20 protein-coding genes are annotated in these 22,057 nt (G+C 63.1%); 10 read left to right on the forward strand and 10 right to left on the reverse strand.

Annotated features, from left to right (window positions below; genetic code table 11):
• Window positions 1–247: 247 nt before the first annotated feature.
• Window positions 248–1,096 carry a TIGR01459 family HAD-type hydrolase gene (locus tag ACR64R_RS06205; RefSeq protein WP_487360805.1) on the forward strand — a complete coding sequence of 283 codons (849 nt, stop codon included), beginning with the start codon at window positions 248–250 and terminating at the stop codon, window positions 1,094–1,096.
• Window positions 1,097–1,129: 33 nt separating this feature from the next.
• Window positions 1,130–2,113: a bifunctional riboflavin kinase/FAD synthetase gene (locus tag ACR64R_RS06210; RefSeq protein WP_487362387.1), complete on the forward strand. Its 984-nt coding sequence runs from the start codon at window positions 1,130–1,132 to the stop codon at window positions 2,111–2,113.
• Window positions 2,114–2,221: 108 nt separating this feature from the next.
• Here ACR64R_RS06210 and ACR64R_RS06215 read toward each other — a convergent pair whose 3' ends face one another.
• The 4 genes from ACR64R_RS06215 to ACR64R_RS06230 all read right to left on the reverse strand — a co-directional run bounded on the left by ACR64R_RS06215 (window position 2,222) and on the right by ACR64R_RS06230 (window position 6,538).
• Window positions 2,222–2,776 (reverse strand): HdeD family acid-resistance protein, encoded by a 555-nt coding sequence (locus ACR64R_RS06215; RefSeq protein ID WP_487360806.1) that lies wholly within the window; start codon window positions 2,774–2,776, stop codon window positions 2,222–2,224.
• Between the two features lie 340 nt (window positions 2,777–3,116).
• Window positions 3,117–4,544: a glycosyltransferase family 4 protein gene (locus ACR64R_RS06220; RefSeq protein WP_487360807.1), complete on the reverse strand. Its 1,428-nt coding sequence runs from the start codon at window positions 4,542–4,544 to the stop codon at window positions 3,117–3,119.
• Between the two features lie 13 nt (window positions 4,545–4,557).
• Complete coding sequence (locus ACR64R_RS06225) at window positions 4,558–5,508, reverse strand: glycosyltransferase (protein WP_487360808.1); 951 nt, start codon at window positions 5,506–5,508, stop codon at window positions 4,558–4,560.
• A 142-nt stretch (window positions 5,509–5,650) separates the two neighbouring features.
• A complete protein-coding gene (locus ACR64R_RS06230) occupies window positions 5,651–6,538 on the reverse strand; it encodes a hypothetical protein (protein ID WP_487360809.1) in 888 nt (295 codons plus the stop codon).
• 262 nt (window positions 6,539–6,800) lie between these two features.
• Here ACR64R_RS06230 and ACR64R_RS06235 point away from each other — a divergent pair, with 262 nt between their 5' ends.
• Both ACR64R_RS06235 and ACR64R_RS06240 read left to right on the forward strand, forming a co-directional pair.
• Complete coding sequence (locus ACR64R_RS06235; RefSeq protein ID WP_487360810.1) at window positions 6,801–7,916, forward strand: glycosyltransferase family 4 protein; 1,116 nt, start codon at window positions 6,801–6,803, stop codon at window positions 7,914–7,916.
• 177 nt (window positions 7,917–8,093) lie between these two features.
• A complete protein-coding gene (locus ACR64R_RS06240) occupies window positions 8,094–8,891 on the forward strand; it encodes a MipA/OmpV family protein (RefSeq protein WP_487360811.1) in 798 nt (265 codons plus the stop codon).
• A gap of 20 nt (window positions 8,892–8,911) precedes the next feature.
• Here the strand turns inward: ACR64R_RS06240 and ACR64R_RS06245 are convergent, their stop codons facing one another.
• The 3 genes from ACR64R_RS06245 to ACR64R_RS06255 are packed head-to-tail and all read right to left on the reverse strand — an operon-like array spanning window position 8,912 to window position 12,298.
• The gene (locus ACR64R_RS06245) at window positions 8,912–10,132 is read right to left on the reverse strand and encodes a class I SAM-dependent methyltransferase (RefSeq protein ID WP_487360812.1); all 1,221 of its coding nucleotides are present in this window, start codon (window positions 10,130–10,132) and stop codon (window positions 8,912–8,914) included.
• A complete protein-coding gene (locus ACR64R_RS06250) occupies window positions 10,116–10,949 on the reverse strand; it encodes a DUF1365 domain-containing protein (RefSeq protein WP_487360813.1) in 834 nt (277 codons plus the stop codon). The genes ACR64R_RS06245 and ACR64R_RS06250 overlap by 17 nt, the downstream gene beginning before the upstream one ends.
• Window positions 10,949–12,298 carry an NAD(P)/FAD-dependent oxidoreductase gene (locus tag ACR64R_RS06255; protein ID WP_487360814.1) on the reverse strand — a complete coding sequence of 450 codons (1,350 nt, stop codon included), beginning with the start codon at window positions 12,296–12,298 and terminating at the stop codon, window positions 10,949–10,951. The genes ACR64R_RS06250 and ACR64R_RS06255 overlap by 1 nt, the downstream gene beginning before the upstream one ends.
• 225 nt (window positions 12,299–12,523) lie before the next feature.
• Here ACR64R_RS06255 and ACR64R_RS06260 point away from each other — a divergent pair, with 225 nt between their 5' ends.
• Genes ACR64R_RS06260 through ACR64R_RS06280 form a run of 5 tightly spaced genes read left to right on the forward strand, consistent with a single transcriptional unit; the run spans window position 12,524 to window position 16,241 of the window.
• Window positions 12,524–13,096 carry a sigma-70 family RNA polymerase sigma factor gene (locus ACR64R_RS06260; protein ID WP_487360815.1) on the forward strand — a complete coding sequence of 191 codons (573 nt, stop codon included), beginning with the start codon at window positions 12,524–12,526 and terminating at the stop codon, window positions 13,094–13,096.
• A complete protein-coding gene (locus ACR64R_RS06265) occupies window positions 13,093–13,743 on the forward strand; it encodes a ChrR family anti-sigma-E factor (protein WP_487360816.1) in 651 nt (216 codons plus the stop codon). The genes ACR64R_RS06260 and ACR64R_RS06265 overlap by 4 nt, the downstream gene beginning before the upstream one ends.
• An 8-nt stretch (window positions 13,744–13,751) precedes the next feature.
• Window positions 13,752–14,576 (forward strand): DUF1295 domain-containing protein, encoded by an 825-nt coding sequence (locus tag ACR64R_RS06270; protein WP_487360817.1) that lies wholly within the window; start codon window positions 13,752–13,754, stop codon window positions 14,574–14,576.
• Between the two features lie 2 nt (window positions 14,577–14,578).
• Window positions 14,579–15,607 (forward strand): SAM-dependent methyltransferase, encoded by a 1,029-nt coding sequence (locus tag ACR64R_RS06275; RefSeq protein ID WP_487360818.1) that lies wholly within the window; start codon window positions 14,579–14,581, stop codon window positions 15,605–15,607.
• A 1-nt stretch (window position 15,608) separates the two neighbouring features.
• On the forward strand, window positions 15,609–16,241 hold the full coding sequence (locus tag ACR64R_RS06280) for a hypothetical protein (protein ID WP_487360819.1): 633 nt from the start codon (window positions 15,609–15,611) through the stop codon (window positions 16,239–16,241).
• On the opposite strand, the gene ACR64R_RS06285 is transcribed toward ACR64R_RS06280, so the two are convergent.
• From ACR64R_RS06285 to ACR64R_RS06295, 3 genes are read right to left on the reverse strand one after another with little or no spacing between them, the layout of a single operon-like run.
• A complete protein-coding gene (locus ACR64R_RS06285) occupies window positions 16,180–16,590 on the reverse strand; it encodes a DUF2177 family protein (protein ID WP_487360820.1) in 411 nt (136 codons plus the stop codon). The two genes, ACR64R_RS06280 and ACR64R_RS06285, sit on opposite strands and share 62 nt — an antisense overlap.
• Window positions 16,587–18,077: a cryptochrome/photolyase family protein gene (locus tag ACR64R_RS06290; protein ID WP_487360821.1), complete on the reverse strand. Its 1,491-nt coding sequence runs from the start codon at window positions 18,075–18,077 to the stop codon at window positions 16,587–16,589. The genes ACR64R_RS06285 and ACR64R_RS06290 overlap by 4 nt, the downstream gene beginning before the upstream one ends.
• A gap of 13 nt (window positions 18,078–18,090) precedes the next feature.
• Entirely contained in the window at window positions 18,091–18,378 is a 288-nt protein-coding gene (locus ACR64R_RS06295; RefSeq protein ID WP_487360822.1) for a DUF2147 domain-containing protein, read from the reverse strand.
• Window positions 18,379–18,898: 520 nt separating this feature from the next.
• Between ACR64R_RS06295 and ileS the strand changes: the two genes are divergently transcribed.
• Window positions 18,899–21,862 carry an isoleucine--tRNA ligase gene (gene ileS, locus ACR64R_RS06300; protein ID WP_487362388.1) on the forward strand — a complete coding sequence of 988 codons (2,964 nt, stop codon included), beginning with the start codon at window positions 18,899–18,901 and terminating at the stop codon, window positions 21,860–21,862.
• Window positions 21,863–22,057 lie beyond the last annotated feature (195 nt).

Below are 22,057 nucleotides of genomic sequence, written 5' to 3' on the forward strand. Positions count from 1 at the left end.
CGACCATGGTCTTAGTGTGTTGTGGAACCATAGTCGTAATCGTTAAATTTCAGCTTGCGCGAAATCATCAACAGCGCACCGCCTTCTTCACGGCGCATTAACCCTGTGCTTTCGGGGCAAACCGGATCGAGCTCCGATCTGCGCTGCTCGGGAAAGCCCGTGACAGCATCAAGCGCTTCGGTTATGCGAGACCGGCCGTGGCGGGCGCCTGTCGCGGCCTGCCAGGAATCGGAATCAGGGACACGGCATGGCGGATTCGCCCGACATCATCACTTCGCTCGACAGTCTGGTAGGGCGCTACGCGGCAATACTGTGTGACGTATGGGGCGTCGTCCACAATGGCGAATGGCATTTTCCGGCGGCTGCTGCCGCGCTTGCCCGCGCGCGCGCGTCCAATGTGCCGGTCGTTTTGATCACCAATTCGCCGCGCCGCAGCGCCGACGTCCTTGCCCAGATGAAGGTGATCGGCGTTCCCGAGGATGCCTGTGACCGGGTCGTTACTTCAGGCGACGTGACCCGCGACCTGATCGCCGATGGCCCGAGGAGGATCTTCCATATCGGCCCCGAGCGCGACTTCACGCTCTATGAAGGGCTCGACGTCGACCTGGTCGAGGAATTCGAGGCTTCGGGTGTCGTCTGCACCGGTCTCTATGACGATGAGATCGACAAGCCCGCCGACTATGCTGAGTTGCTCCAGCGGCTGCGCGCGCGCAACCTGCCGTTCATTTGCGCCAATCCGGACATTCTGGTGGAGCGCGGCGAGCGCACGATCTGGTGTGCCGGCGCGCTCGCGCGCGATTACGCGCAACTGGGCGGCCGAACGCTGATTGCCGGCAAACCCTTCGCGCCGATCTACCATGTCGCCATGAAGGAGGTCGCTGCATTGCTCGGCCGCACCGTCGAGCGAAGCGAAATTCTGGCCATCGGCGACGGGATCATGACCGACATCAAGGGCGCGGCCGACAACGGCTTTGACGTGCTCTATGTTTCCGGCGGTATCCACGCGCGAGAGCATGGCGACGATCCCGCGCGGCTCGCCGCCTTCCTCGAAAAGCACGGCTACCGGCCGGTCGCCGTCATTCCGCGGCTGCAATAGGTTGATAGTTTGGCCATGACGCGGCGCCTCGACATGACGCAATCCTTCAAACGACTTTCCACGGCCGCGCCGCTGCCCGCGCATCTGCGCGGCGGCGTCGTGGCAATCGGCAATTTCGACGGCGTCCATCGGGGCCACCAGTCCGTGCTGGAGCGCGCGCTGGCTGAGGCCGGCCGCAATAACGTGCCCGCTCTGGTGCTCACATTCGAGCCGCATCCGCGCAAGGTGTTCCGGCCGGAGGAGCCGCTCTTCCTGCTGACGCCGCCGCCGATGAAGGCGCGGCTTCTGGCCGAACTCGGCTTTGCCGCTTTGGTCGAGCAGCCGTTCACGCGCGCTTTCGCTTCGCTCTCCGCCGAGGCTTTCGTGACGGATGTGCTGGTGAAGAATCTCGGCATCCACCACGCCGTAACCGGTTTCGACTTCCATTTCGGCAAGGATCGCCAGGGCGGCCCGGCTTTCCTGATGGCGGCAGGAGAGCGGCATGGCTTCGGCGTGACGCTGGTAGACGCCTTTCGCGACGAAGGCGCCGAAGTGGTCTCGTCGAGCCGCATCCGCGGACTGCTCGCCGAGGGCAAGGTGGAGGAGGCCGCCGGCCTGCTCGGCTACCGCTTCACCGTCGAGTCCGAAGTGATCGCAGGCCAGCAGCTTGGCCGCACGCTCGGTTTCCCGACCGCCAATATGCGGCTTCCGCCGGATGCCACCTTGAAGGAAGGGATCTACGCCGTCCGCTTCCGCCGCGCCGACGGCACGCTTCATGACGGCGTCGCAAGCTTCGGCCGCCGCCCGACCGTCGACGACGATGGCGCGCCGCTGCTCGAAACCTACGTCTTTGATTTCTCCGGCGATCTCTATGGCGAGCCCTGCGAGGTGTCGTTCTTCGGGTTCCTGCGCCCGGAGCTGAAATTCGACGGCCTCGAGGCGCTGGTGGCGCAGATGAAAAAGGACGAGGCCGAGGCGAGGGCGCTGCTGGCGGGCGTGCGCCCGCTGTCACAACTGGACGCCGCAATCGCTTTCTAGGGCGTCTTCGGCGCGCCTGTCTTCAAGGAAGACGTTTCCGAAGCCCAGTATCTGGGCATTGCCGCTGCGCTGGGCGCCGTGACGCTTCTTAACGTCGATTGACTGAAGCTATCGCTTCAGCGCCAGGCCGATCGCGATGAAGCTCCAGCCCTGGAACACCAGATCGATGGCCAGGAACATGCCGAGCACCCACAGGCTGCTTGCCGGCCAGCGCATCGCGATGACCAGGCCGAGCAGAATGGTGATGATGCCGGCCGCGAGCAGCCATCCCCAGCCTTGCTCCGGCCGGTGATTGAAGGCGACCCAGGCTCTCAGCAGCCCCGAGGCCACGAGAGCGATAGCGAGCAGCAGGGTCAGCACGGCCGAGGCAAGCAGCGGGTTGTCAAAGGCGAAGAAGCCGGCGACCGCATAGAGGAGGCCGCTGAGCAGCCAGTAGAAGAAGCGCCCCCATGTCCTGACGCCGAAGGCATGGATGATCTCGATGGCGCCTGCCATCAGCATCAGCCAGCCGATCACATAGACCGAAGCGACCGTGGCGATGAAAACATTGCCGAAAGCGATGCCGCCAAAGATCAGCAGCAGCACGCCCAGCGCCACGAACCATCCCCATTTGTCGCGCGTCTGGCCGATCGCGTCCTTAAGAGCGTCGCCTGGCAAAGTCATGATACTTCTCCCCTCGGGTAGTTCCCGCGCCGCACGCGGTGGAGGAAAGGTAATCCCAATGGCATTGCCCGTCCAGCAATGGACAGCCCCAGTCGCCGACCTTCCGCCGGGATTGTGGCAGCGGATCCCAATCCGGCGGCCAGCCCGGGGGAGCCATCGAAGCCCCTGAAATCAGCGCCGCGAAACCCATGAGATCCTCAAAGTTGGGCGCACCCTATATCTGGCCGGCTATTTCCCCGGCAGCGTCGAAAGATCCGCGGCCACGGGCGTGAACGAAACTCTGAGCCGGTTCCAGAGCATGGGGCCGGCCGCCCGCTTCGCCGCGCAACCGTAAAGGCAGTCATTCTCGCGACGGCCGGACTTCGTCCGCGAACGGCGCGAGCGCCGCCTCCAGAGTCTCCCGGCCGGCCTGCTCCCAGCTTCGCGCCACGAATTCGCCGGCCTTCGCCTCGTAAGCGGCCCGGCTCTCGGACGACTTGATCCACTGCCGCATGGCGCCTTCCCATCCTTCGACGTCGAGCGGGTCGAGACAGAGCCCGAACGGACCGACCACCTCGGCGATGGCGCCGCCTGTCGAGGCGATCAGGGCCTTGCCGTAGGCCAGCGCCTCGACCGGCGGCAGCCCGTATCCCTCATAGAGCGAGGGGTAAACGCAAAATGCACTGTTCTGGTAGAGCAGGGACAGCATCCCGTCATCGACGTTGTCGAGATGGACGAGGCTCTTGCCGTAGTCGGGATGGCTGTGGAGCTTCGCCAGGACGTCATCGACCATCCAGCCACTGCGTCCGACGAAAACCAGTTTCATGCCGCTATTCGCGACCGTTTCGTCGGCTGCGAGGCGCCGCCATACATTCATCAGCAGCGAATGGTTCTTGCGCGGCTCGATGGTGGAAACGAACAGAACGTAGCGACCCGTCTCGAGTCCGTGAGGCAGTGGGCCGTCCGCCTTCGATTTGCGGGCACTCTCGCAGCCGAGCGGGACCTGTTTCAGCTCCGGCAGGCGCATGCCGAGCTTGGCGGCGTACTCCTCCATATCGGCGGTGACACGCCTTGAGGTCAGGATGAAGCGGTCGGCTAGCGTGATCGCCAGGTTCACATAGTCCCTGAATCTCTTGACGTCCTGCGGCTTGTACCATTCGGGAAACTGGATCGGGATGATGTCGTTCAAGAGCACGATCAGCCTTGCGCCGGCCGAGCCGCAGGCGCGCGAAATGACCTCGATATCGGTGTGTGCCCAGTCGTTGTTCATCAACAGCAGATGGTCGCCGGGCGCCAGTCGGTACTGGCTGCCGGCCACGGTCCGCAGCGGCACGATCCGGACGCGTGAGCCGTCGTCGCGGGCGATCAGCCGCCGCTCGCTTTCCTTCATCAGCCGGCTTTCGATCCGCTCGAGGAAACGAAGGGCAATGCTGCCGGGGTTGCGCCGGCTGAACGCGCCAATCCCCGTTATCAGGATACGGCGCGCTTTCATGACCGCCATCAGCGACTGGCGCGCCCGGTTCGGCCAGCGGTCGTAGAAGCGCATCTTGATGCGGGCCGGATCCGGATGAAAACTCATGTCGCATGAGATGTCCCCGGCGATGATCTCCGCCGCCATCTGTGGCGAAACCTGCCTCAGGACGCGGTCGGTCGGGTCGAACACAGTGAACGCGACCTCGGAGGCTTTGAAGGCGGCCGCCGCCGCCGCGTAGCGGCGCTGCACGCGGACCAGCCCGACCGGAGGGCCGAGCCAGCGCGCCATGCTCGTGAGATCGAGAACAAGCCGCATCAGTCGCGCCGCATCAGTTCGGTTGCATTCTTGCGGGGCGCGCCATCACCCTGCGCCAGGCCAGCCGAGGTCCGAGCGCGAGAGTCCTGAAAGAGGGGGCGCCGAGGAGCGCCAGGAAAAGCAGTTTGCAGGTGATGGCCAGGGGTATGCCTGGTGTCCGCAGCAGCAACTCGATGTCGCGCCTCTCCCGGCCGGAGACACGGGCCCCCGTGGCGGCGCGCCATGCCAGAAAGGCTCCTATCGCCGCCGCGGGCTGACAGTCCCCCTCGAACGGCTCGGCGCGCGAGCGACGCAGCAGCGCCGACTGTCTGGCCAGTGCCGCGGCCGCTTTTTGCTGATCCTCCTTCAAGCGCGAGACTTGCCCGGGATGCGACCGCAATTTGACCAGCCGCGCGTCCAGGTTGGCCAATTTTCCGGTCTCGGAAAGCCGCAGCCACAGGTCGTAATCCTCCGCATAGGTGAAGGCGCGACGGTAGCCTCCCGCGCGATGGACAGCTTCGGTCCGAAACATCACTGTCGGATGAAGCATCGGATTGTATCGAGTAAGCGCAGCCCGCAACTGCTCGTTGCCGACGGGAACCTCCATCGGCCCCGTCGGCTGTCCGTCGCGGTCGATTAGCAGTCCGGCCGTACCGAGCAACTTCAAATCGGGATCCGCGTCGAAACATGCCACTTGCCGGCGCAACCTGTCGGGCAGCGAGACATCGTCGCAATCCATGCGCGCCACAAGAGGGGCCCCGGCAAGCGAAATCCCCATATTGAGCGCGTCGACGATCCCCTTGCCGCGATTGGCCACAACCTTGACGCGGCCGTCACGGGAGCCGAGCGATGAGGCTATAGCCGCGCTGTCGTCCGAGGAGCCATCGTCGACGACGATGACTTCGATATCGGCCAGATCCTGATCCAGCATGCTTTGCAAGGCTTCGCGGACATAGCGAGCGCCGTCTTTCACCGGAATGATCACACTTACTGTCGGCAACAGAATGTCCTTGTGATGATCGGGCGCGATCGGATGGCGCTTGAATCAGCCTTTTCGGGGAAGGGGCGTTCGCGGCTCGGACTCAAAGTTCCATCGCAAAGTTCGACCACCGTGTCGATTGTCAATCTCATCGTAGCGCTGACCTGGGCGAGGCCTGAAGGGCGGGCTCCAGCAAGCGTAGAACCGCCTCGCGCTTTCTCGCCTTCAACGACAGGTCTCCGTCGAGGCCGACTTCATGCAGCCAGCTTCCCCGCCATTCGCAATAGGCTTGTCTGAGTTCTATTCCGGGCAAGGCCGCAAATGCGGTGATCGGCCGTTGCGGCACCGCATTCGGGTCCACATCCCGATAGAGCACCTCCCAGTTGGCCCCGCCGGTGTCGAGACCGGCGAACCAATCGAGCCCGAAATCGAGCGGCTGGCGGCTGACGGCATCGAACCGGAAGAAGCAGTAGCCCGCCCACAGATACCACCGGTCGCCGGCCCGGCGGAGGTCGCCGTAAAACGCCACCCTTTCAAGAGGCTCGAAGGGATCGCATGGCTGGGTCGGGAAAATATCCTGGTCCAGAAACCCGAACGCGGCCGGCGCGGCGGGTTTCAGGACATTATGCCACATCCAGTTGAGCGCCGCGCCGTGGGACCGGCTCGGGTTCTTCATGGTCCAGGGATTGGCTGGCAACCTCGCATAGGCAGCGCCGTGGGCCGCGCACACCTGCTTGTTCGCGCGCGCGGCAGCTTCACTCGCGCTGTTGTCGGCCACGATGTGGAGGTCGTGACGGACGAGTCCCATGGTCAGCCGCAACTGCAAATCCAGGCACTGAGCATCGCCGAAGGCGATGGTAAGCAGGACATTGCTGTCCCGGGCCGCGTCACGGATGTCAGGGATGCGGCCATCCCGGGCTGGCTGGGCGAGGAACCTGCGATCGATCCTTCGGTAACGGGCAGTCTTGATGGCATGTGTCAGCGGCTGCAGCCTCAACCATTGCCGCCAGTCGTATTCGCGCAGGGCCTTTGGCACGTATGGCGGCTTTCAGCCGAACCCGGCCTGGCAGGCGCGATCGAACCGGGGGATGTGCATTGGCGCGCGCTCCAGCTTCTTCGAGACAGGACCGAAAGCGACGGCATTCGAGTCTCTTGATAACGGGGTATATACAGCATATTCGTATTTTCGACACGACTGACATCTATGCGCCCGCTGTGTTGTTTGGACGGAGAAGTCCGGGGCGCCCCCGGAGCTCTCTGTAGACCTGGTTCGGCAAGACGGCGCTCCGGAAAATGCCATGAGAATCTGCTGCGCAATCTCGGCCCTCTTCATGTACGGGGGGCTGCAACGGGATTGTCTCAACATCGCCGACCGTCTGGTCAAGCGTGGCCATGACGTCACGATCCTGACAACGCGCCAGGTCGGTCATGTCGAGAGTTCGGCGGCGATAAAAGTCCGGCCGGCCCGTGTCATCTCCAATCCAGGCACCGAATTTGCGCTGGGAAAGACCCTGCTGGCGGCCAGGCGGGATTTCGATTGCGTGGTCGGTTTCAACAAGATGGCGGGGCTGGATGTCTATTATGCCGGCGACCCGCCCTATTTTGCCTCGAAGCTCGGATGGTGGCGACCATTTTCGCCTCGCTTCAAGCGCCAGCAGAAGCTCGAGTCGATGATCTTTGCCCCCGGCAACGCCGTGCAGATCGTCGCTCTCAGCGAATATCAGGCGGCGCTCTACCGCGACTTCTGGCGAACGGAAGAATCGCGCATTCACGTTGTCGGACCGACGCTCGATCCGAAGCGCCGCAGGCCGGACCTCCTGGCCTGCGACCGCAATGAGATCCGCGATCGTTTTGGGCTTCCTCGCCAGGCCGTCATCGCCCTGACGGTCGCCAACAGATTGAAGGTGAAGGGTCTCGACCGGGCGGTAAAGGCCCTCCAGTCTTTCCCGGACATCCATTGGCTGGTGACCGGTTTTCAAAAGAACAGCGAGGAGGAAACCAGGCTCCGCGGCCTGATCGCCAAATCCGGCATGTCGCAACGGGTCACCCTGCTGGGCATCCAGGAGGACATCCCGGCTATTGTGGTCGCTAGCGATTTCATGCTGCACCCGGCTCGCCTGGAGAATACCGGCACGGTGATCCTCGAGGCCCTCGCAAACGGTTTGCCGGTCATTGTGTCGGCCGCTTGCGGATATGCAAAACATGTTGAAGCCAGTGGCGCGGGGCTGGTCGTGGCCAATCGTGACGATCCCGAAATCTGGCGGCAGGCAATCCTGAAAGCCGGCGAGCCGGTGACCCGGGTCCGGTGGCACGAGGCAGCTCTTGCCTACGGCTCGTCCACTCCGCTTACCGGGGGGCTTGAAGCAGCCTGTGACCTGATCGAGGCGTCGCGCCGCAATCGGCGTGTCGGCTAGAGCATGATGCCGAAAAGTGTGAAGCGGTTTTCGGACGACATCATGCGCTACTCTTTGATTTAGAGCCCGGCAGTCGGTTCCGATATTGCCGGCTTTAAATCAAATTTTACCGAACGCACGGCATGGCTTGGGCGCTGGCGGATAGTGTCGCCGCCGCGTTTTGCGTAAGGGGTGACGATGCGCATTGTCGGGCCTATTCCGCTGGCTGTCGCCGTGAGTCTGCTTGCCGCGCCTGTCGCACAGGCGGGCGAGGGCGGCTGGATATCCGGCGACTGGTACCTGACGCTCGGCGCCACAGCCCTCGTCGCGCCGAATTTCGAGGGCGGCAAGAAATACATGCTCAGCGCCCAGCCGATCATTTCGCTCGGCAAGGTCGGGCCGGAGGCGCGTTTCACCTCGCGCAACGACAACATCTCGCTGGCGCTGATCGATGATGGTTCCGTTCGCGCCGGGTTGACCGGCAAGTTCATATTCTCGCGGGAGAGCAAGGACGAGCTCAAGGGGCTCGATCCCGTGCGCTGGGGCGGTGAGGTCGGCGGCTTCTTCGAATTCTATCCGCTGGATTGGGTGAGGGCGCGGGCCGAACTTCGACACGGCATTCGGGCCCATGACGGTTTCGTCGCGGATATCGCCGCGGACGCCTTCTACGACGTCACGCCGACGGTCCGCATTTCCGGCGGCCCCCGTGTTTCCTTCGCGTCGTCCGACTATTTCGACGCCTACTACGGAGTCAACGCCAAGGAGGCGGCGGCCTCGGGCTTGAGCGAGTACCATCCGGGCGGCGGCGTGAGATCGGCGGGCCTCGGCGGCGCGATCACCTGGAAGGTGAGCGAGCCGATGACCGCAAGCCTCTTCACTGAATATTCGCGCCTGATGGGCCCGGCAGCCGATTCCAGCCTGGTCAAGGAGCGGGGCGACCGCAACCAATGGACCTTCGGGGTGTCGACCACCTACCGCTTCAATTTCACCATGTAGGTCTTGTTCGGCGCTGCCGATCAGGTCGGGCGAGGTTCGAGCACGAAAAGGCCGACATCGATGCTTCCGGCCCTGAAGCCTGCTTCGCAGTAGGCAAGGTAGTAATCCCAGAGGCGGCGGAAGCGCTGCTCGAAGCCCATGGCCTGCACCGCTGCCGAACTCTGGCGGAACCGCTTGCGCCATTCGGCAAGCGTGCGCGCGTAGCTCTCCCCGAAGAATTCGGATGAGGCCAGCTTGAAACCGGCCGCTTGCGCATGCTCGCCGATCAGCGCCTTGGTGGGCAGCATGCCGCCCGGAAAGATATAGCGCTGGATGAAGTCCGGGTTCCTGCGATAGCTCTCGAAGCGAGCTTCATCGATGGTTATGACCTGAAGCACGGCTTTTCCGTCAGCTTTAAGCAACCGCCGCAGCTTGTTGAAATAGGTAGCCCAATATTGCTCGCCTACGGCTTCCAGCATCTCGATCGAGACGACGCGGTCGAAGGGGCCCTGGCAGTCGCGGTAGTCCTCAAGTTCAAACCGCAATTGGTCGCTCAGATCGCTGCGCTCGGCTGCTTGCCTGGCATAGGCCAGTTGCTCGGTTGAAAGCGTGATGCCTTTGACCTTTGCGCCTGTCCTGGCAAGTCGCGTTGCCAGTGCTCCCCATCCGCAACCGATCTCAAGAATATCGGCAGAAGGCGGCGGCGACAGGAGTTCTGTAATGCGCTCCAGCTTGTTTTCCTGTGCCCGCTCCAAGGTCTCGCTGTCGTCCCGGTAGAGGGCCGACGAATAGATCATGCTCGGATCGAGCCATTCCCGGTAGAACCCGTTTCCAAGATCGTAGTGAAAGGCGATATTGCGCCTGCTGCCGCGGCGACTGTTGGCACGCAGCAGATGGCGGAGGCGATTGAAGAGCCGGATAGGAAGCAGCCCTGAGATTGCCTGCTCGATTTCCGCAATGTTCACAGCCGCGAGTTCGAGCAAGGCCGGGAGATCAGGGCTTGACCAGTCGCCATCCATATAGGCCTCTGCAAAGCCGATGTCGCCGCCCGCCAGCAGACGACGCAGCGCCCGCCAGCGATAGAGCACAACCGTCGCCTCTGGGCCGGGCATGCCAGTCTGGTGTTGGATGATTGTGCCGCTCGGTGTGCGAACGGCGATCCTGCCTACCTTCATGCAGCCGAGCAGGCGCTTCAGGAGGCGACCGACTGGAAAACCTGTAAAAAGATGGGTTTTCGTCCTGCTTTCAGTGTCCAGTGACATCCGGCTCAGTCTTCCTTTGTGACATTCTGTGCATGGCGACATGGCTGATGGGGCGAGCGGGCGGGGCAGGGCGCTTGTAAAGTCGCATGCCCTTCGCCCAGAGCAGCAGAGCTTCCCAATGAATGCCGGCGATGACTTTCAGCGTCAGCAGCGGATAAGCGAAGAATGCTCTCATCAGCGCGCCATCCGTCAACTCACGCCGACTGCCTGAGAAGCTGGCGACAATCAGTGGCCCGTCGGCGTCGCTGCCAGTGATGTGGACAGCTACCCCTTTGCCAGGCAGCCCGATCCGGAAGCGATAGCCCATTCCCATGTCGATGAAGGGCGAGACGTAGAACTGCTTGTCGCAATGCTGTCTCACCACACCCTCGTCGCCGTCGCCGTCGCCGTCATCGTCGACGGGTATGAGGTAGCTGTGGCGCTGGCCGAAGGTGTTGTTGACCTCGTAGAGGATCGCGGCAAGGTCGCCCCTGCGGTCATGGCAGAAATAGATGCTGAGCGGATTGAACGCGTAACCTAGCATACGCGGCATCGAGAGCAGCTGGATCGGTCCGCCGGTTTCGATACCCGCCTCTTCCAGTTGGCGCTCGACATACGCCTTCAGCGATGCATCTGTCCCGTCGCCATGATCTCTTTCGAAGAAGCTGAACATTCCGAACCTGTTGTGGGACAGCAGGCGAAGGCGTCGGCACAATCCGTCGATCTCGTCGAGATCCAGCAGCAGGAAGAACATGCGATAAGTCAGCCGGTGCCGGCGCGGCTTCAGTCGCTGGTGCATGACGTTGCCGGCATAGAGGGCTGACTGTTGAGCCAACATCAGGCGGCCACCAGATCACGCGATATGGCTGTATTGGGGAGCTGGATCCTGCCGGACTCGTTTGGGACGCTCCATGGGCGCCGCACTCCACCCAGTTCCTCTGCCACCGCCAGGCCCGCCTGCAGGCCATCCTCGTGGAAGCCGGCGCCGAAATAGGCGCCGCAGAACCACGTATTCCTGTCGCCTTGCAGCGACCAGAGCTGCTTCTGCGCGCGCATCGCCACGGCATCGAATGCCGGGTGCTCGTAGACTATGCGATGTCGCACCGTGCTTGCCTCCGGCTCCGCAACAGGGTTGAGCGTAACGAAGAGCTGCTGATCGTTCGGCAACGACTGCAGCCTGTTCATCCAATACGTCACGGATAGTTTGCGAGTTTCACCTTGCGTCTCGGTCATGTAGTTCCAGCTCGACCAGGCGCGTCTCCGGCGCGGCATCAGGCGTGGATCCGAATGAAGCACGGCTTCATTACGGCTGTAGCCGAAACTGCCAAGCAAGCGCCTTTCATCCTGGCTTGGGTCGGCAAGCATGCGGAGTGCCTGGTCGGCATGCGTTGCGACCACGACTTGATCGAAGCGTCGCTCGATGCCTTCATTGTCGGTGAGCCATACCGACCCGGCCCGCCTGGCGATGGAACGAATGCCGCACCCGGAAAAGGTGCGACCGGCGACCTTCTCTGCGAGTCGCGCGACATATTTGCGGCTTCCTCCATCCACCGTGCGCCAGATCGGCCGGCCGGAGAGTTTCAGCAGTCCATGATTTTCGCAGAACCGAATAAAGGCTGCTGCCGGATAGCTGCCGACGTCGAGCGCCGGCGTCGACCAGATTGCCGCCGCCATCGGGTAAAGATGATCGTCGCGAAAAGCGGCGCCATACCCTTTGGCATCGAGGTATTCTGCAAGGCTGATTTCGCCGATGCGACCGATGTCGTAAGGCGCCTCGCGATAGAAACGCAGCAACTCCTTCAGCATCATCCAGAACCGCGGACGCGCGACATTGGCGGGCTGAGCAAGCAGCCCAGCCAAGCCCGTGCCGGAATATTCCAGCCGCCCGCCGTCGAGAGAGACCGCGAAGGACATGTCGGAGGCTATGGTGGGCACACCCAGATGCCCGAGCAGAGCCGTCAGATTGGGGTAGGTGGCCTCGTTGTAGACGATGAAGCCGGTATCGACCGGCGTGCCGCCGGCGTCGATAGTGTTGCTGTGGCCGCCGAGGCGATCGTCTGCCTCGAAAAGCGAGACCCTGTGGCGCTTTGAAAGCAGCCACGCCGCGGACAAGCCAGAGATACCGCTGCCGATCACGGCGATATCCATCGTTATGTCGGGGTTGATATGTCGGATCCCGATTGTCATCCGCGCCCTCCGGTCTGCTATGGAAGGGGTTGTGTTCTCCCCCTAAGTTGAAGTTCTTACGCAGGAACGGGGGTCGAGGATCACCCGTCGGACAAATTTGCGCTGCGTGTGATCCGAAAGGGCTCGCGGCGCGTAACAGGATGCATGAATGCACCGGGTCATTTTTTCAGGGCTGATAGTGTTCACCCCGCCTTCGATCTCGCGGCGATCGGATCGGCTGTGACCATGGGCAACGATGTCGCTCTATCGGCGGATGAGGCGAGCCGATTGCTGGTAGCGGTCGCGGTCCAGCGCGACAGGGCCGCCTTTGCCGCGCTGTTTGCGTTCTATGCGCCGCGGGTCAAATCGTTCATGCGCCGGCAGGGGATGAGTCCATCGACGGCCGAGGACGTGGCGCAAGAGACCATGCTGCTGGTCTGGAAGAAGGCTTCATATTTCGACCCATCCCGTGCCGGCGTGTCGACCTGGATCTTCACCATCGCGCGCAATGCACGCATAGACCGGCTCCGCAAGGAAGGACGGCCCGCGGCCATTGCCAGCGCTTTCGACCCCTCGGATGAACCGGACGCTCCGGTCTCGGGCGAGGCGGCCGTGATGATTGCCGAGCGTGATCAGCGCGTGCGCAAGGCATTGACCCACCTGTCCGAGGAACAGGCCGAGACGCTTCGGTTGTTCTTTTTCGGCGACAAACCTCAATCCGAGATAGCCGGCGAGCTTGGTATCCCTCTCGGCACCGTCAAATCGCGCGTGAGGCTGGCGCTTGGCCGGCTGCGCCAAATTCTGGACGACCTCAAATGATCAAGCATCATCCGAGCGATGAAACGCTGTTCCGTTACGCCGCCGGCACTTTGGAACCCGGGCCGCGCATCGTTGTCGCCGTCCATGTCGGCGGATGCGCTGTCTGCGCGGATCGGGTCGGGGAATTCGAGGCCGTAGGTGGAGCGCTTCTCGAGGAGATCGAACCGGCGGAGATGGAGGCGGGTGGGCTCGATCGCGTGATGGCCTTGGTCGAGGCCGACGGAGGCGGCCGGCCCAAGGCAGCGGCAGTCCCTGGTCGTCCGCGCGCCGACCTCGGTATCCGATTGCCCGAGGTTCTGGACGACTGCGGAATCGGGCCTTGGCGTTGGATCGGGCCTGGAGTGCGGTGGAGCCGCGTCACGCTGCCGGGCGACGTCAACGCCAATGTCATGCTCTTGAAGGTTGCGGCCGGGCGCAAGCTGCCGGAACACACGCATGTGGGATACGAATACACGCAGGTCCTCAAGGGAGCGTTCTCCGACGCGCGAGGTCGCTACGGCCCCGGTGACCTGGATGAGGCCGACGACGATGTGCAGCATCAGCCCATCGTTGGCCACGAAGGGGAATGCATTTGCGTTGCCGCGGTTGAAGGCCAGACGAAGTTGCGGGGTTTCTTCGGCAGGCTGGTCCAGCCTCTTTTCGGCTGATGCCGTCCATGGGTGCGGTCCCGACCATGATTGTCGCAGCGGTCGGCCTTGCCGCGACCATGGCGATAGCCTGGCTGATCGCGATCCGCAGCGGGAGATCGGGGTGGATCGACGCGATCTGGTCCTTCGCCGTCGGCATTTTCGGCGCGCTGGCCGCTCTGATAGCATCATTGGACGGTGACAATCCCCAGCGCCAATGGCTGGTCGCCATCATCGCGCTCGCCTGGTCGCTTCGGCTTGGTTTCCACATCTTGGTCAGGACCTTGGCCGACGATCGTGACGATCCGCGCTACGGCCAGCTCAAGAGGGAGTGGGGAGGCGCCTTCCAAGGGCGGCTCTTCTGGTTTCTCCAGATTCAGGCAGCGGCCGCGTTCCTTCTCGTGCTTTCCATAATGGCGGCGGCACACAATCCCGCGCCGGCCCTCGGCGCGGCTGACTGGTTCGGCGTCGCGCTGATGGTCGTTGCAGTCGGCGGCGAGGCGTTGGCCGACCGTCAACTGCGAGCTTTCCGTGCCGATCCCGCCAACAGGGGCCAGGTCTGCGATGTCGGCCTTTGGGGGCTGTCCAGGCATCCCAATTACTTCTTCGAGTGGCTCGGCTGGACGGCATACGCGGCAATCGCCATCGGCTTTCCGATTGCCCATGGCTGGGGCTTCGTGGCGCTCGCAGGGCCGGTGCTCATGTACTGGCTGCTGGTTCATGTCTCGGGGATTCCGCCCCTCGAAGCGCACATGTTGCGGTCGCGCGGCGAAAGGTTTCGCCGCTACCAGGCGCGGGTAAATGCCTTTTGGCCTGGCGCGCCAAGGCAGGCAACCGCCAGTGAAAGGAGATGATCTTGGGCTTGATCTCATCTGCCATCCAAGCCGTCGAGCGAACACCGATCCCGGACAGCGCGACGCGCTATGGCATCGGCGTCCTGGTCGGAAGGACCAGGCGCCGCCTGGCAAGTACAGGAGCTGTCGATGAAAAGCGCTTCGCCGCTGAGATGATGCACTATTCGATCGCGGAGCACACGGCAGCCGCAAACGAGCAGCACTACGAGCTTCCGCCCGAATTCTTTGCGCTGACACTTGGCCCCAAGCGCAAATATTCCTGCTGCCTTTACCCGACCGGCAGCGAGACGCTGGCTGAAGCCGAGATGGCCGCGCTGGAGCAGACCGTCGAGCATGCCCGGCTTCGCGACGGGCAATCGATCCTTGAGCTCGGCTGTGGTTGGGGTTCCTTGACCCTGTTCATGGCGCAGCGGTTTCCATCGGCGCGCATCGTGGCCGTGTCGAATTCAGTCCCGCAACGCCTGCATATCCAGGCCGAAGCGGGGGCGCGGGGCCTTGGGAATGTCGAGGTCATCACTGCCGACATGAATGCGTTTGAGCCGCAGGGCCGGTTCGACCGCGTCGTGTCGGTCGAGATGTTCGAGCATATGTCGAACTGGCGAGACCTTCTCGCGCGTATCCGAACCTGGCTGGAGCCGGAGGGCAGACTGTTCATTCATGTATTCAGTCATCGCCATAGCCCCTATCGTTTCGACCATCGTGACGACGCCGATTGGATCGCCAAATACTTCTTCACCGGCGGGATCATGCCCAGCCACGGCTTGATAGGCCATTTCCCGGACTGCTTTACGATCGAGAAGGACTGGCGTTGGAGCGGGCTGCACTATGCGAGAACGGCGCGTGACTGGCTGGCGCGTTTCGACGACAACCGCGATCGGATCAGCGAGATCTTGTCTGGCGTCTATGGCGCCGATGCCGGGCTTTGGAGGCGCCGCTGGCGGCTGTTCTACCTTGCTACCGAGGGGCTGTTTGGGCACGCGCAGGGCAGGGAATGGGGCGTAAGCCACTATCTGCTGCGGCCGGGCGGCTGACATGAACGGGCTGGCGCGCCTGTGGCGCCGGGTCGCCGATTATGCCGCGCATGAGGACCCGCTGACCAATGCAGCCAATTGGGTGGCCATCGTCGTCGCCTGGAACCAGCCCTTTTATCCTCTCTATCTTTGGGCCGTCGTTGGTGGTGACAAGGTCTGGCCGGCCTTCCTGACATTTCTGTCGACGCCTTTCTTCCTGGCGGTTCCTGCCGTCGCTAAACGCCATTCGCTCGCGGCGCGCATCATGCTGCCGGTAACGGGCATCGCCAACGGCATTCTCAGCGCCAAGGCGTTCGGCGTCGGCTCGGGAGTTGAGATTTTCCTGATCCCTTGCGCTCTGCTGGGCGCTGCCCTGTTCAGGCCAACGGAGCGGGCGACGGGGCTGGCCGTTGTCGCGCTCAGCGCCGCAGCCTACCTCGTTCCGGCGCGCGTCTTCGGCCAGTCGCTCGCCGATTACAGCGCCGCCGACAACACCGGCATGGCCGGCCTGAACGCCGCGAGTGCCGCTGTGCTTGTCGTTTTTATCGGCCTGCTGCTTTCGGGAGCTGTCGCGACGTCGGAAGGGTTAGGCGTCATGCGCCGCGAAGAAAATAGCGGGTCAACAAGAAACCAAGAACTGCCGCCGTCGCGCTGAGCAGCGAGCCCCAACAGATATCGGCTACTGTAATGATCGTCGGCCAGCCACGTATCGTCGCCTGATTGGTGAGATCGTAGGTCGCGTAGGCGAAGAACCCGTAGAGGGCGCCATAAAGCGCGGCCGTCGTCCACCTGCCGGTCGAAAAGGCCGGCGCCGTCGCGAAAATGACGATACCCGCGATGTAGATCAGGTAGAAAGCCACAGCCGGGCCAAGATTGAACGTGTCGACCAGGATGTCGCCCAGATACCGCCGGTAAAGGCGCTGCGACATCATCGTGAGCCAGATTGCGTCGATCGCCAGGAATGCGATCAGGGTGGTTGCGTAGGCCACGGCATATCGCATCATGAAGCCTTCCTTTCGCTGCTGGAGCCTGCGGCCCTGTCCTTCATCGACTGATATCGGTCCTTCATCGACTGATAGATGATCAACGCTCTGTCGCGGGCCGCGCCGTGATCGACAATTCGGTTCGGGTAGGTCTTGCCGAGCTCGATGTTCTTGCCTTTCAGCAGCGATGCGGGCGCTTCCCATGGCCGGTGAATGTAGCGGTCGGGCAACTCGCTGATCTCCGGCAGGTAACGACGGACATAGTCGCCGCGAGGGTCGAACTTTTCGCCCTGCAGAACCGGGTTGAAGATCCGGAAATAGGGAGCGGCGTCGGCGCCCGATCCGGCGACCCACTGCCAGCCTGCCGGGTTGTTGGCAGGGTCCGCGTCGACCAGCGTGTCCCAGAACCACTTTTCGCCATGCCGCCAGTCGATCACGAGATCCTTGATCAGGAAGGACGCCGCGATCATTCGGACGCGGTTGTGCATCCAGCCCGTACGCCACAATTCGCGCATGCCGGCATCCACGATCGGATAGCCGGTCAGCCCGCGTTGCCATGCCCGCAGTGCCCGCTCGTCGTCGCGCCACGACATTGCGTCGAATTCCGGCCGGAAATTCCGTTCGGCCAAGTCTGGATTGTGAAACAGCAGATGATAGGAGAATTCCCGCCAGCCGATCTCTGAGCGGAATTTTGAGGTTCCCGAGCTTTTCGATTTGCGCAGGCTGGCAAATATCTGGAACGGCGTAATCTCACCGAAAGCGAGGTGCGGCGACAGCCGCGAGGTCGCAGGCTGGCTCGGAAAGTCGCGTTGGCGCTCATAGCCGCCAAGATCGCGCTCCACGAACTCGCGAAGCCTGGCTTGTGCGCCTTCCTCCCCGGGTGTCCAGTGCTCGCGCAAACCTGTCGCCCAGTCCGGATTTGCCGGCAGCAGATCGAGATCCTCCAAGCGCAGGCTGTCCAGTTCACCCCGCCATCCGTCGACCGCCCCAGGACGATCGACCGGATCGCGAACATCGATCTTCTCCGCCGTCGCCTTCCAGAACGGCGTGTAGACTTTGTAGGACCCGCCCGAACCGGTCTTGAGAAGCGACGGTTCGTGCAGCAGCGCACCGTCGAAGCTCTGCGCCGTGAGGCCCTTTTCGCGCAGCCCGGTCTTCAGTTCGGCATCGATCGCCGCCTCGGCCGGGTCATAGCGCCGGTTCCACAGCACGCAATCCGCTGCGGTCGCGGCAATCGCCTTGTCGACGACCTCGCCGGTGCGTCCGCGGGCCAGAAACAGTTTCACCCCAGCTTCGCCCAGCCGACGCCCAAGAGCCTCGAGCGAGTGGTGCAACCACCAGCGGCTGGCAGCCCCAATCGGCCTGAGACCCTTGGCACGATCGTCGAGAATATAGAGCGCCACCACTGGAGCACCGCGATCGGCCGCCGCCGCGAGCGCGGCATTATCGTCGATGCGAAGGTCGCGCCGGAAAAGCACGATCGTTGGGGCTGGGGCTTTCCGGCTCATTGTCCTTGGCCGGTCACTTCGCCGGCGTCCAGCGCACGTCCTTACAAAGCAGGCCTGCGGCTATGCAGCCCCGCGTGGTGAGACCGCCACTCGTCACCTTCAAGGTCATTGAATAGGTGCGGTTTCGCTTGGGGTCGTAAGCCTTTCCGGAAAGCGTTCCTTGTGGCGCCGATTTCAGCGTCATGACGAGCTTGTCGCCAGGCTCCTCGCCCTTGCTGGTGTCACGAATCCATAGATTCGTGGCGCATAGTTGCTGGCCGCACGGCGCAATTGAAACCTTGGCGTTGCCGTCGTCGCGCATCCATATTCCGCGGCTGTCCGAGAATGCATCGGCATGGGCCGCCGATGCGATTAGCATGGCACACAGGAATGCGGTCTTCCCTTGCATTGGCGCGTCCTCCGCGTTCTGACAGTTCCTGGTGGTTGTACGGCTGCGAAGCATATTCGGATCACTTCGACGATTATCACGGGGATCGGCCGCCGCGGTGATGCCGCGCTTCTTCTACGCCGCGGTTCCGCGCCTCGAATTCTGAGCTTTATTCCTGCCGCGCCATCCGCTAAAAGCCACGCCATGAAGAGCTTTTCGCGCCTTTTCGCGATTGCGATACGAATTACGGGCCCGGTGTTCCGGGCGGCCTGAGTGCCGCCGGAGCCGCCGGGAGTTTTCGCGCGCGCCCCTCGCGCTTTTTCAAGAAAATCAACGCATATCGCCCAAAAGTGGGCTCCGGTTTTGGGAAAGCGGTATGCGTCAGCTAAGACTTCAACGCCCTGGCTTTCCGCCGCCGGGCAACGCAGATGGCAGATCAATGACCGACACCCCGATGACCGACACTGCTGAAACGATCGACTATTCCAAGACGCTCTATTTGCCGCAGACGGATTTCCCGATGCGGGCCGGCCTGCCCGAGAAGGAACCCGTCCTGGTCAAGCGCTGGCAGGACATGGGTCTTTACAAGAAACTGCGCGAGGAGGCCGCCGGCCGCGGGAAATTCGTGCTGCATGATGGCCCGCCCTATGCCAACGGCAACATCCATATCGGCCATGCGCTGAACAAGATCCTCAAGGACGTGATCAACCGGTCCTTCCAGATGCGCGGCTACGATGCCAACTACGTGCCGGGCTGGGACTGCCATGGCCTGCCGATCGAATGGAAGATCGAGGAGCAGTACCGCGCCAAGGGCAAGAACAAGGACGAAGTGCCGGTCAATGAGTTCCGCAAGGAATGCCGCGACTTCGCCGCCCATTGGATCCAGGTTCAGGGCGGCGAGTTCCAGCGCCTCGGCGTTATTGGCGATTTCGACAATCCCTACACGACCATGGCCTACCACGCCGAGTCGCGCATCGCCGGGGAACTGCTGAAATTCGCCATGTCAGGACAACTCTACCGCGGCTCCAAGCCGGTGATGTGGAGCGTGGTCGAGCGCACCGCGCTGGCCGAGGCGGAGGTCGAGTATCAGGACTATGAGAGCGACACGATCTGGGTGAAATTCCCGGTCGCGAGCCTCGCCCAGCCCGTTGCAGGCGCCGCGCCTGCGCTGGACGGGGCAGCGCTCGATCTCGTCGAGGCGCATGTCGTCATCTGGACCACCACGCCCTGGACCATCCCCGGCAACCGTGCCGTCAGCTATTCCCCGCGCATCGGCTATGGCCTCTATGAGGTGACGGGGGCCGAGAACGCCTTCGGCCCGCAAGCTGGCGAGAAACTGATCTTCGCCGACGCCCTGGCGGAGGAATGCGCCACCAAGGCCAAGATCACCTTGAGCAGGCTTCACAGCGTCTCGGCCGAACAGCTTGGCAAGCTTACGCTTTCGCATCCTTTCAAGGGGCTTGGCGGCGGGTATGAGTTCCCGGTGCCGATGGTCGCCGGCGAGCATGTCACCGACGATGCCGGCACCGGCTTCGTCCACACGGCGCCCGGCCATGGCCGCGAGGACTTCGACGCCTGGATGGAGGCCGCCAGCGATCTGAGGACACGCGGCGTCGACACGACGATCCCGTTCACGGTCGACGATGCCGGTTTCTTCACCAAGGACGCGCCGGGCTTCGGCCCGGGGCGCGAAGGCGGAGCGGCGCGCGTCATCGACGACAACGGCAAGAAGGGCAACGCCAACCAGGCGGTCATCGACGAGCTGATCAAGCGCAACGCGCTCTTCGCGCGCGGCCGGCTGAAGCACAGCTACCCGCATTCCTGGCGCTCGAAGAAGCCGGTCATCTTCCGCAACACGCCGCAATGGTTCGTCTATATGGACAAGGACCTCGGCGACGGCACGACGCTGCGCAGCCGCGCGCTGAAGGCGATCGACGACACGCGTTTCGTCCCGGCGGCCGGTCAGAACCGCATCCGCGCCATGATCGAGGAGCGGCCCGACTGGGTGCTGTCGCGCCAGCGTGCCTGGGGCGTGCCGATCGCCGTCTTCGCCGACGAGGAAGGCAATGTGCTGAAGGATGAGGCCGTCAACCAGCGCATCATGGACGCTTTCGAGAAGGAGGGCGCCGACGCCTGGTTCGCCGACGGCGCCAAGGAACGTTTCCTCGGCAATCACGATGCCTCGAAATGGCATCAGGTGATGGATATCCTGGACGTCTGGTTCGATTCCGGCTCGACGCATGTCTTCACGCTCGAAGACCGTCCGGACCTGAAATGGCCGGCCGACGTCTATCTCGAGGGTTCGGACCAGCATCGCGGCTGGTTCCACTCTTCGTTGCTCGAAAGCTGCGGCACCAGGGGCAGGGCGCCTTACGAAGCGGTCATCACCCATGGCTTCACCATGGACGAGGAAGGCCGCAAGATGTCGAAGTCGCTCGGCAACACGGTCGTGCCGCAGGACGTAATCAAGCAGTCCGGCGCCGATATCCTGCGGCTCTGGGTGGTGACGACCGATTATTGGGAAGACCAGCGGCTCGGCAAGAACGTGCTGCAGACCAACATCGATGCTTATCGCAAGCTCAGGAACACGATCCGCTGGATGCTGGGCACGCTCGCCCATGATGACGGCAAGGACGTGCCGGTCGAGGTGATGCCGGAACTGGAGCGGCTGATGCTGCACCGGCTGTCCGAGTTGGATGAAGTGGTGCGCCAGGGCTACGACGCCTTCGAGTTCAAGCGCATCACCCGCACGTTGCTCGACTTCATGGTGGTGGAGCTCTCGGCCTTCTATTTCGACATCCGCAAGGATGCGCTCTACTGCGACGGACCGTCGAGCCTGCGGCGCAGGGCGGCCGTGCAGGTGGTGCGCCACCTCTTCGAATGCCTGGTGAAATGGCTGGCGCCGATGCTGCCCTTCACCACCGAGGAAGCCTGGCTCGATCGCCATCCTGAGGCTGCCTCGGTGCATCTGGACCAGTTCCCGGCGATCCCGCAAGAGTGGCGCAACGAAGCGTTGGCCGAGAAATGGCGCAAGGTGAGGCAGGTGCGCCGCGTCATCACCGGCGCGCTGGAGATCGCGCGTGCCGAGAAGCTGATCGGCTCCTCGCTTGAGGCCGTGCCGGTGGTCACGATCGACGACGCGGCGCTGGAAGCAGCCATCGCCGATGTCGACATGGCCGAGATGGCGATCACCAGCGACCTTGTCATCAAGCATGGCAAGGCGCTGGAAGGCGCCTTCACGCTCGACGACGTCAAGGGCGTGGCGGTGGTGGTTGAGAAAGCCGAGGACCGTGGCCTGGTCAAATGCGCGCGCTCCTGGCGCTACACCGCCGATGTCGGGCAGGATACGCAATTCCCGGATGTCTCGGCCCGGGACGCGGCGGTGCTGCACGAGTTGAAGGCGCTCGGGCGCCTCTAGGTGCATGCCGCCCAAGAGCCTGCGCTCGGGCTGGCCCGAGGATGCATGGCGATCTTGGGAGAACGGCATGCGCCGTCAAACAGGTGCAAAAGTAACACGCCGGGCGGCCCATATCCGCCCGTGCGTTGCCCTTAATAAGTGGTTGAGGTAAACACGCGACACTCCGGCAGACAAATTGTCGCCGGATTTCCGTCG

This window comes from Mesorhizobium sp. MC2-1-1, assembly GCF_057597255.1.

Excerpts from the sequence above, each read along its gene's own strand:
- ACR64R_RS06205 (WP_487360805.1), top strand. The coding sequence starts at position 248 with ATGGCGGATTCGCCCGACATCATCACTTCGCTCGACAGTCTGGTAGGG.
- ACR64R_RS06210 (WP_487362387.1), top strand. The coding sequence starts at position 1,130 with ATGACGCAATCCTTCAAACGACTTTCCACGGCCGCGCCGCTGCCCGCG.
- ACR64R_RS06215 (WP_487360806.1), bottom strand. The coding sequence starts at position 2,776 with ATGACTTTGCCAGGCGACGCTCTTAAGGACGCGATCGGCCAGACGCGC.
- ACR64R_RS06220 (WP_487360807.1), bottom strand. The coding sequence starts at position 4,544 with ATGCGGCTTGTTCTCGATCTCACGAGCATGGCGCGCTGGCTCGGCCCT.
- ACR64R_RS06235 (WP_487360810.1), top strand. The coding sequence starts at position 6,801 with ATGAGAATCTGCTGCGCAATCTCGGCCCTCTTCATGTACGGGGGGCTG.
- ACR64R_RS06240 (WP_487360811.1), top strand. The coding sequence starts at position 8,094 with ATGCGCATTGTCGGGCCTATTCCGCTGGCTGTCGCCGTGAGTCTGCTT.
- ACR64R_RS06245 (WP_487360812.1), bottom strand. The coding sequence starts at position 10,132 with ATGTCACTGGACACTGAAAGCAGGACGAAAACCCATCTTTTTACAGGT.
- ACR64R_RS06250 (WP_487360813.1), bottom strand. The coding sequence starts at position 10,949 with ATGTTGGCTCAACAGTCAGCCCTCTATGCCGGCAACGTCATGCACCAG.
- ACR64R_RS06255 (WP_487360814.1), bottom strand. The coding sequence starts at position 12,298 with ATGACAATCGGGATCCGACATATCAACCCCGACATAACGATGGATATC.
- ACR64R_RS06260 (WP_487360815.1), top strand. The coding sequence starts at position 12,524 with ATGGGCAACGATGTCGCTCTATCGGCGGATGAGGCGAGCCGATTGCTG.
- ACR64R_RS06265 (WP_487360816.1), top strand. The coding sequence starts at position 13,093 with ATGATCAAGCATCATCCGAGCGATGAAACGCTGTTCCGTTACGCCGCC.
- ACR64R_RS06270 (WP_487360817.1), top strand. The coding sequence starts at position 13,752 with ATGGGTGCGGTCCCGACCATGATTGTCGCAGCGGTCGGCCTTGCCGCG.
- ACR64R_RS06280 (WP_487360819.1), top strand. The coding sequence starts at position 15,609 with ATGAACGGGCTGGCGCGCCTGTGGCGCCGGGTCGCCGATTATGCCGCG.
- ACR64R_RS06285 (WP_487360820.1), bottom strand. The coding sequence starts at position 16,590 with ATGATGCGATATGCCGTGGCCTACGCAACCACCCTGATCGCATTCCTG.
- ACR64R_RS06290 (WP_487360821.1), bottom strand. The coding sequence starts at position 18,077 with ATGAGCCGGAAAGCCCCAGCCCCAACGATCGTGCTTTTCCGGCGCGAC.
- ACR64R_RS06295 (WP_487360822.1), bottom strand. The coding sequence starts at position 18,378 with ATGCGCGACGACGGCAACGCCAAGGTTTCAATTGCGCCGTGCGGCCAG.
- ileS (WP_487362388.1), top strand. The coding sequence starts at position 18,899 with ATGACCGACACTGCTGAAACGATCGACTATTCCAAGACGCTCTATTTG.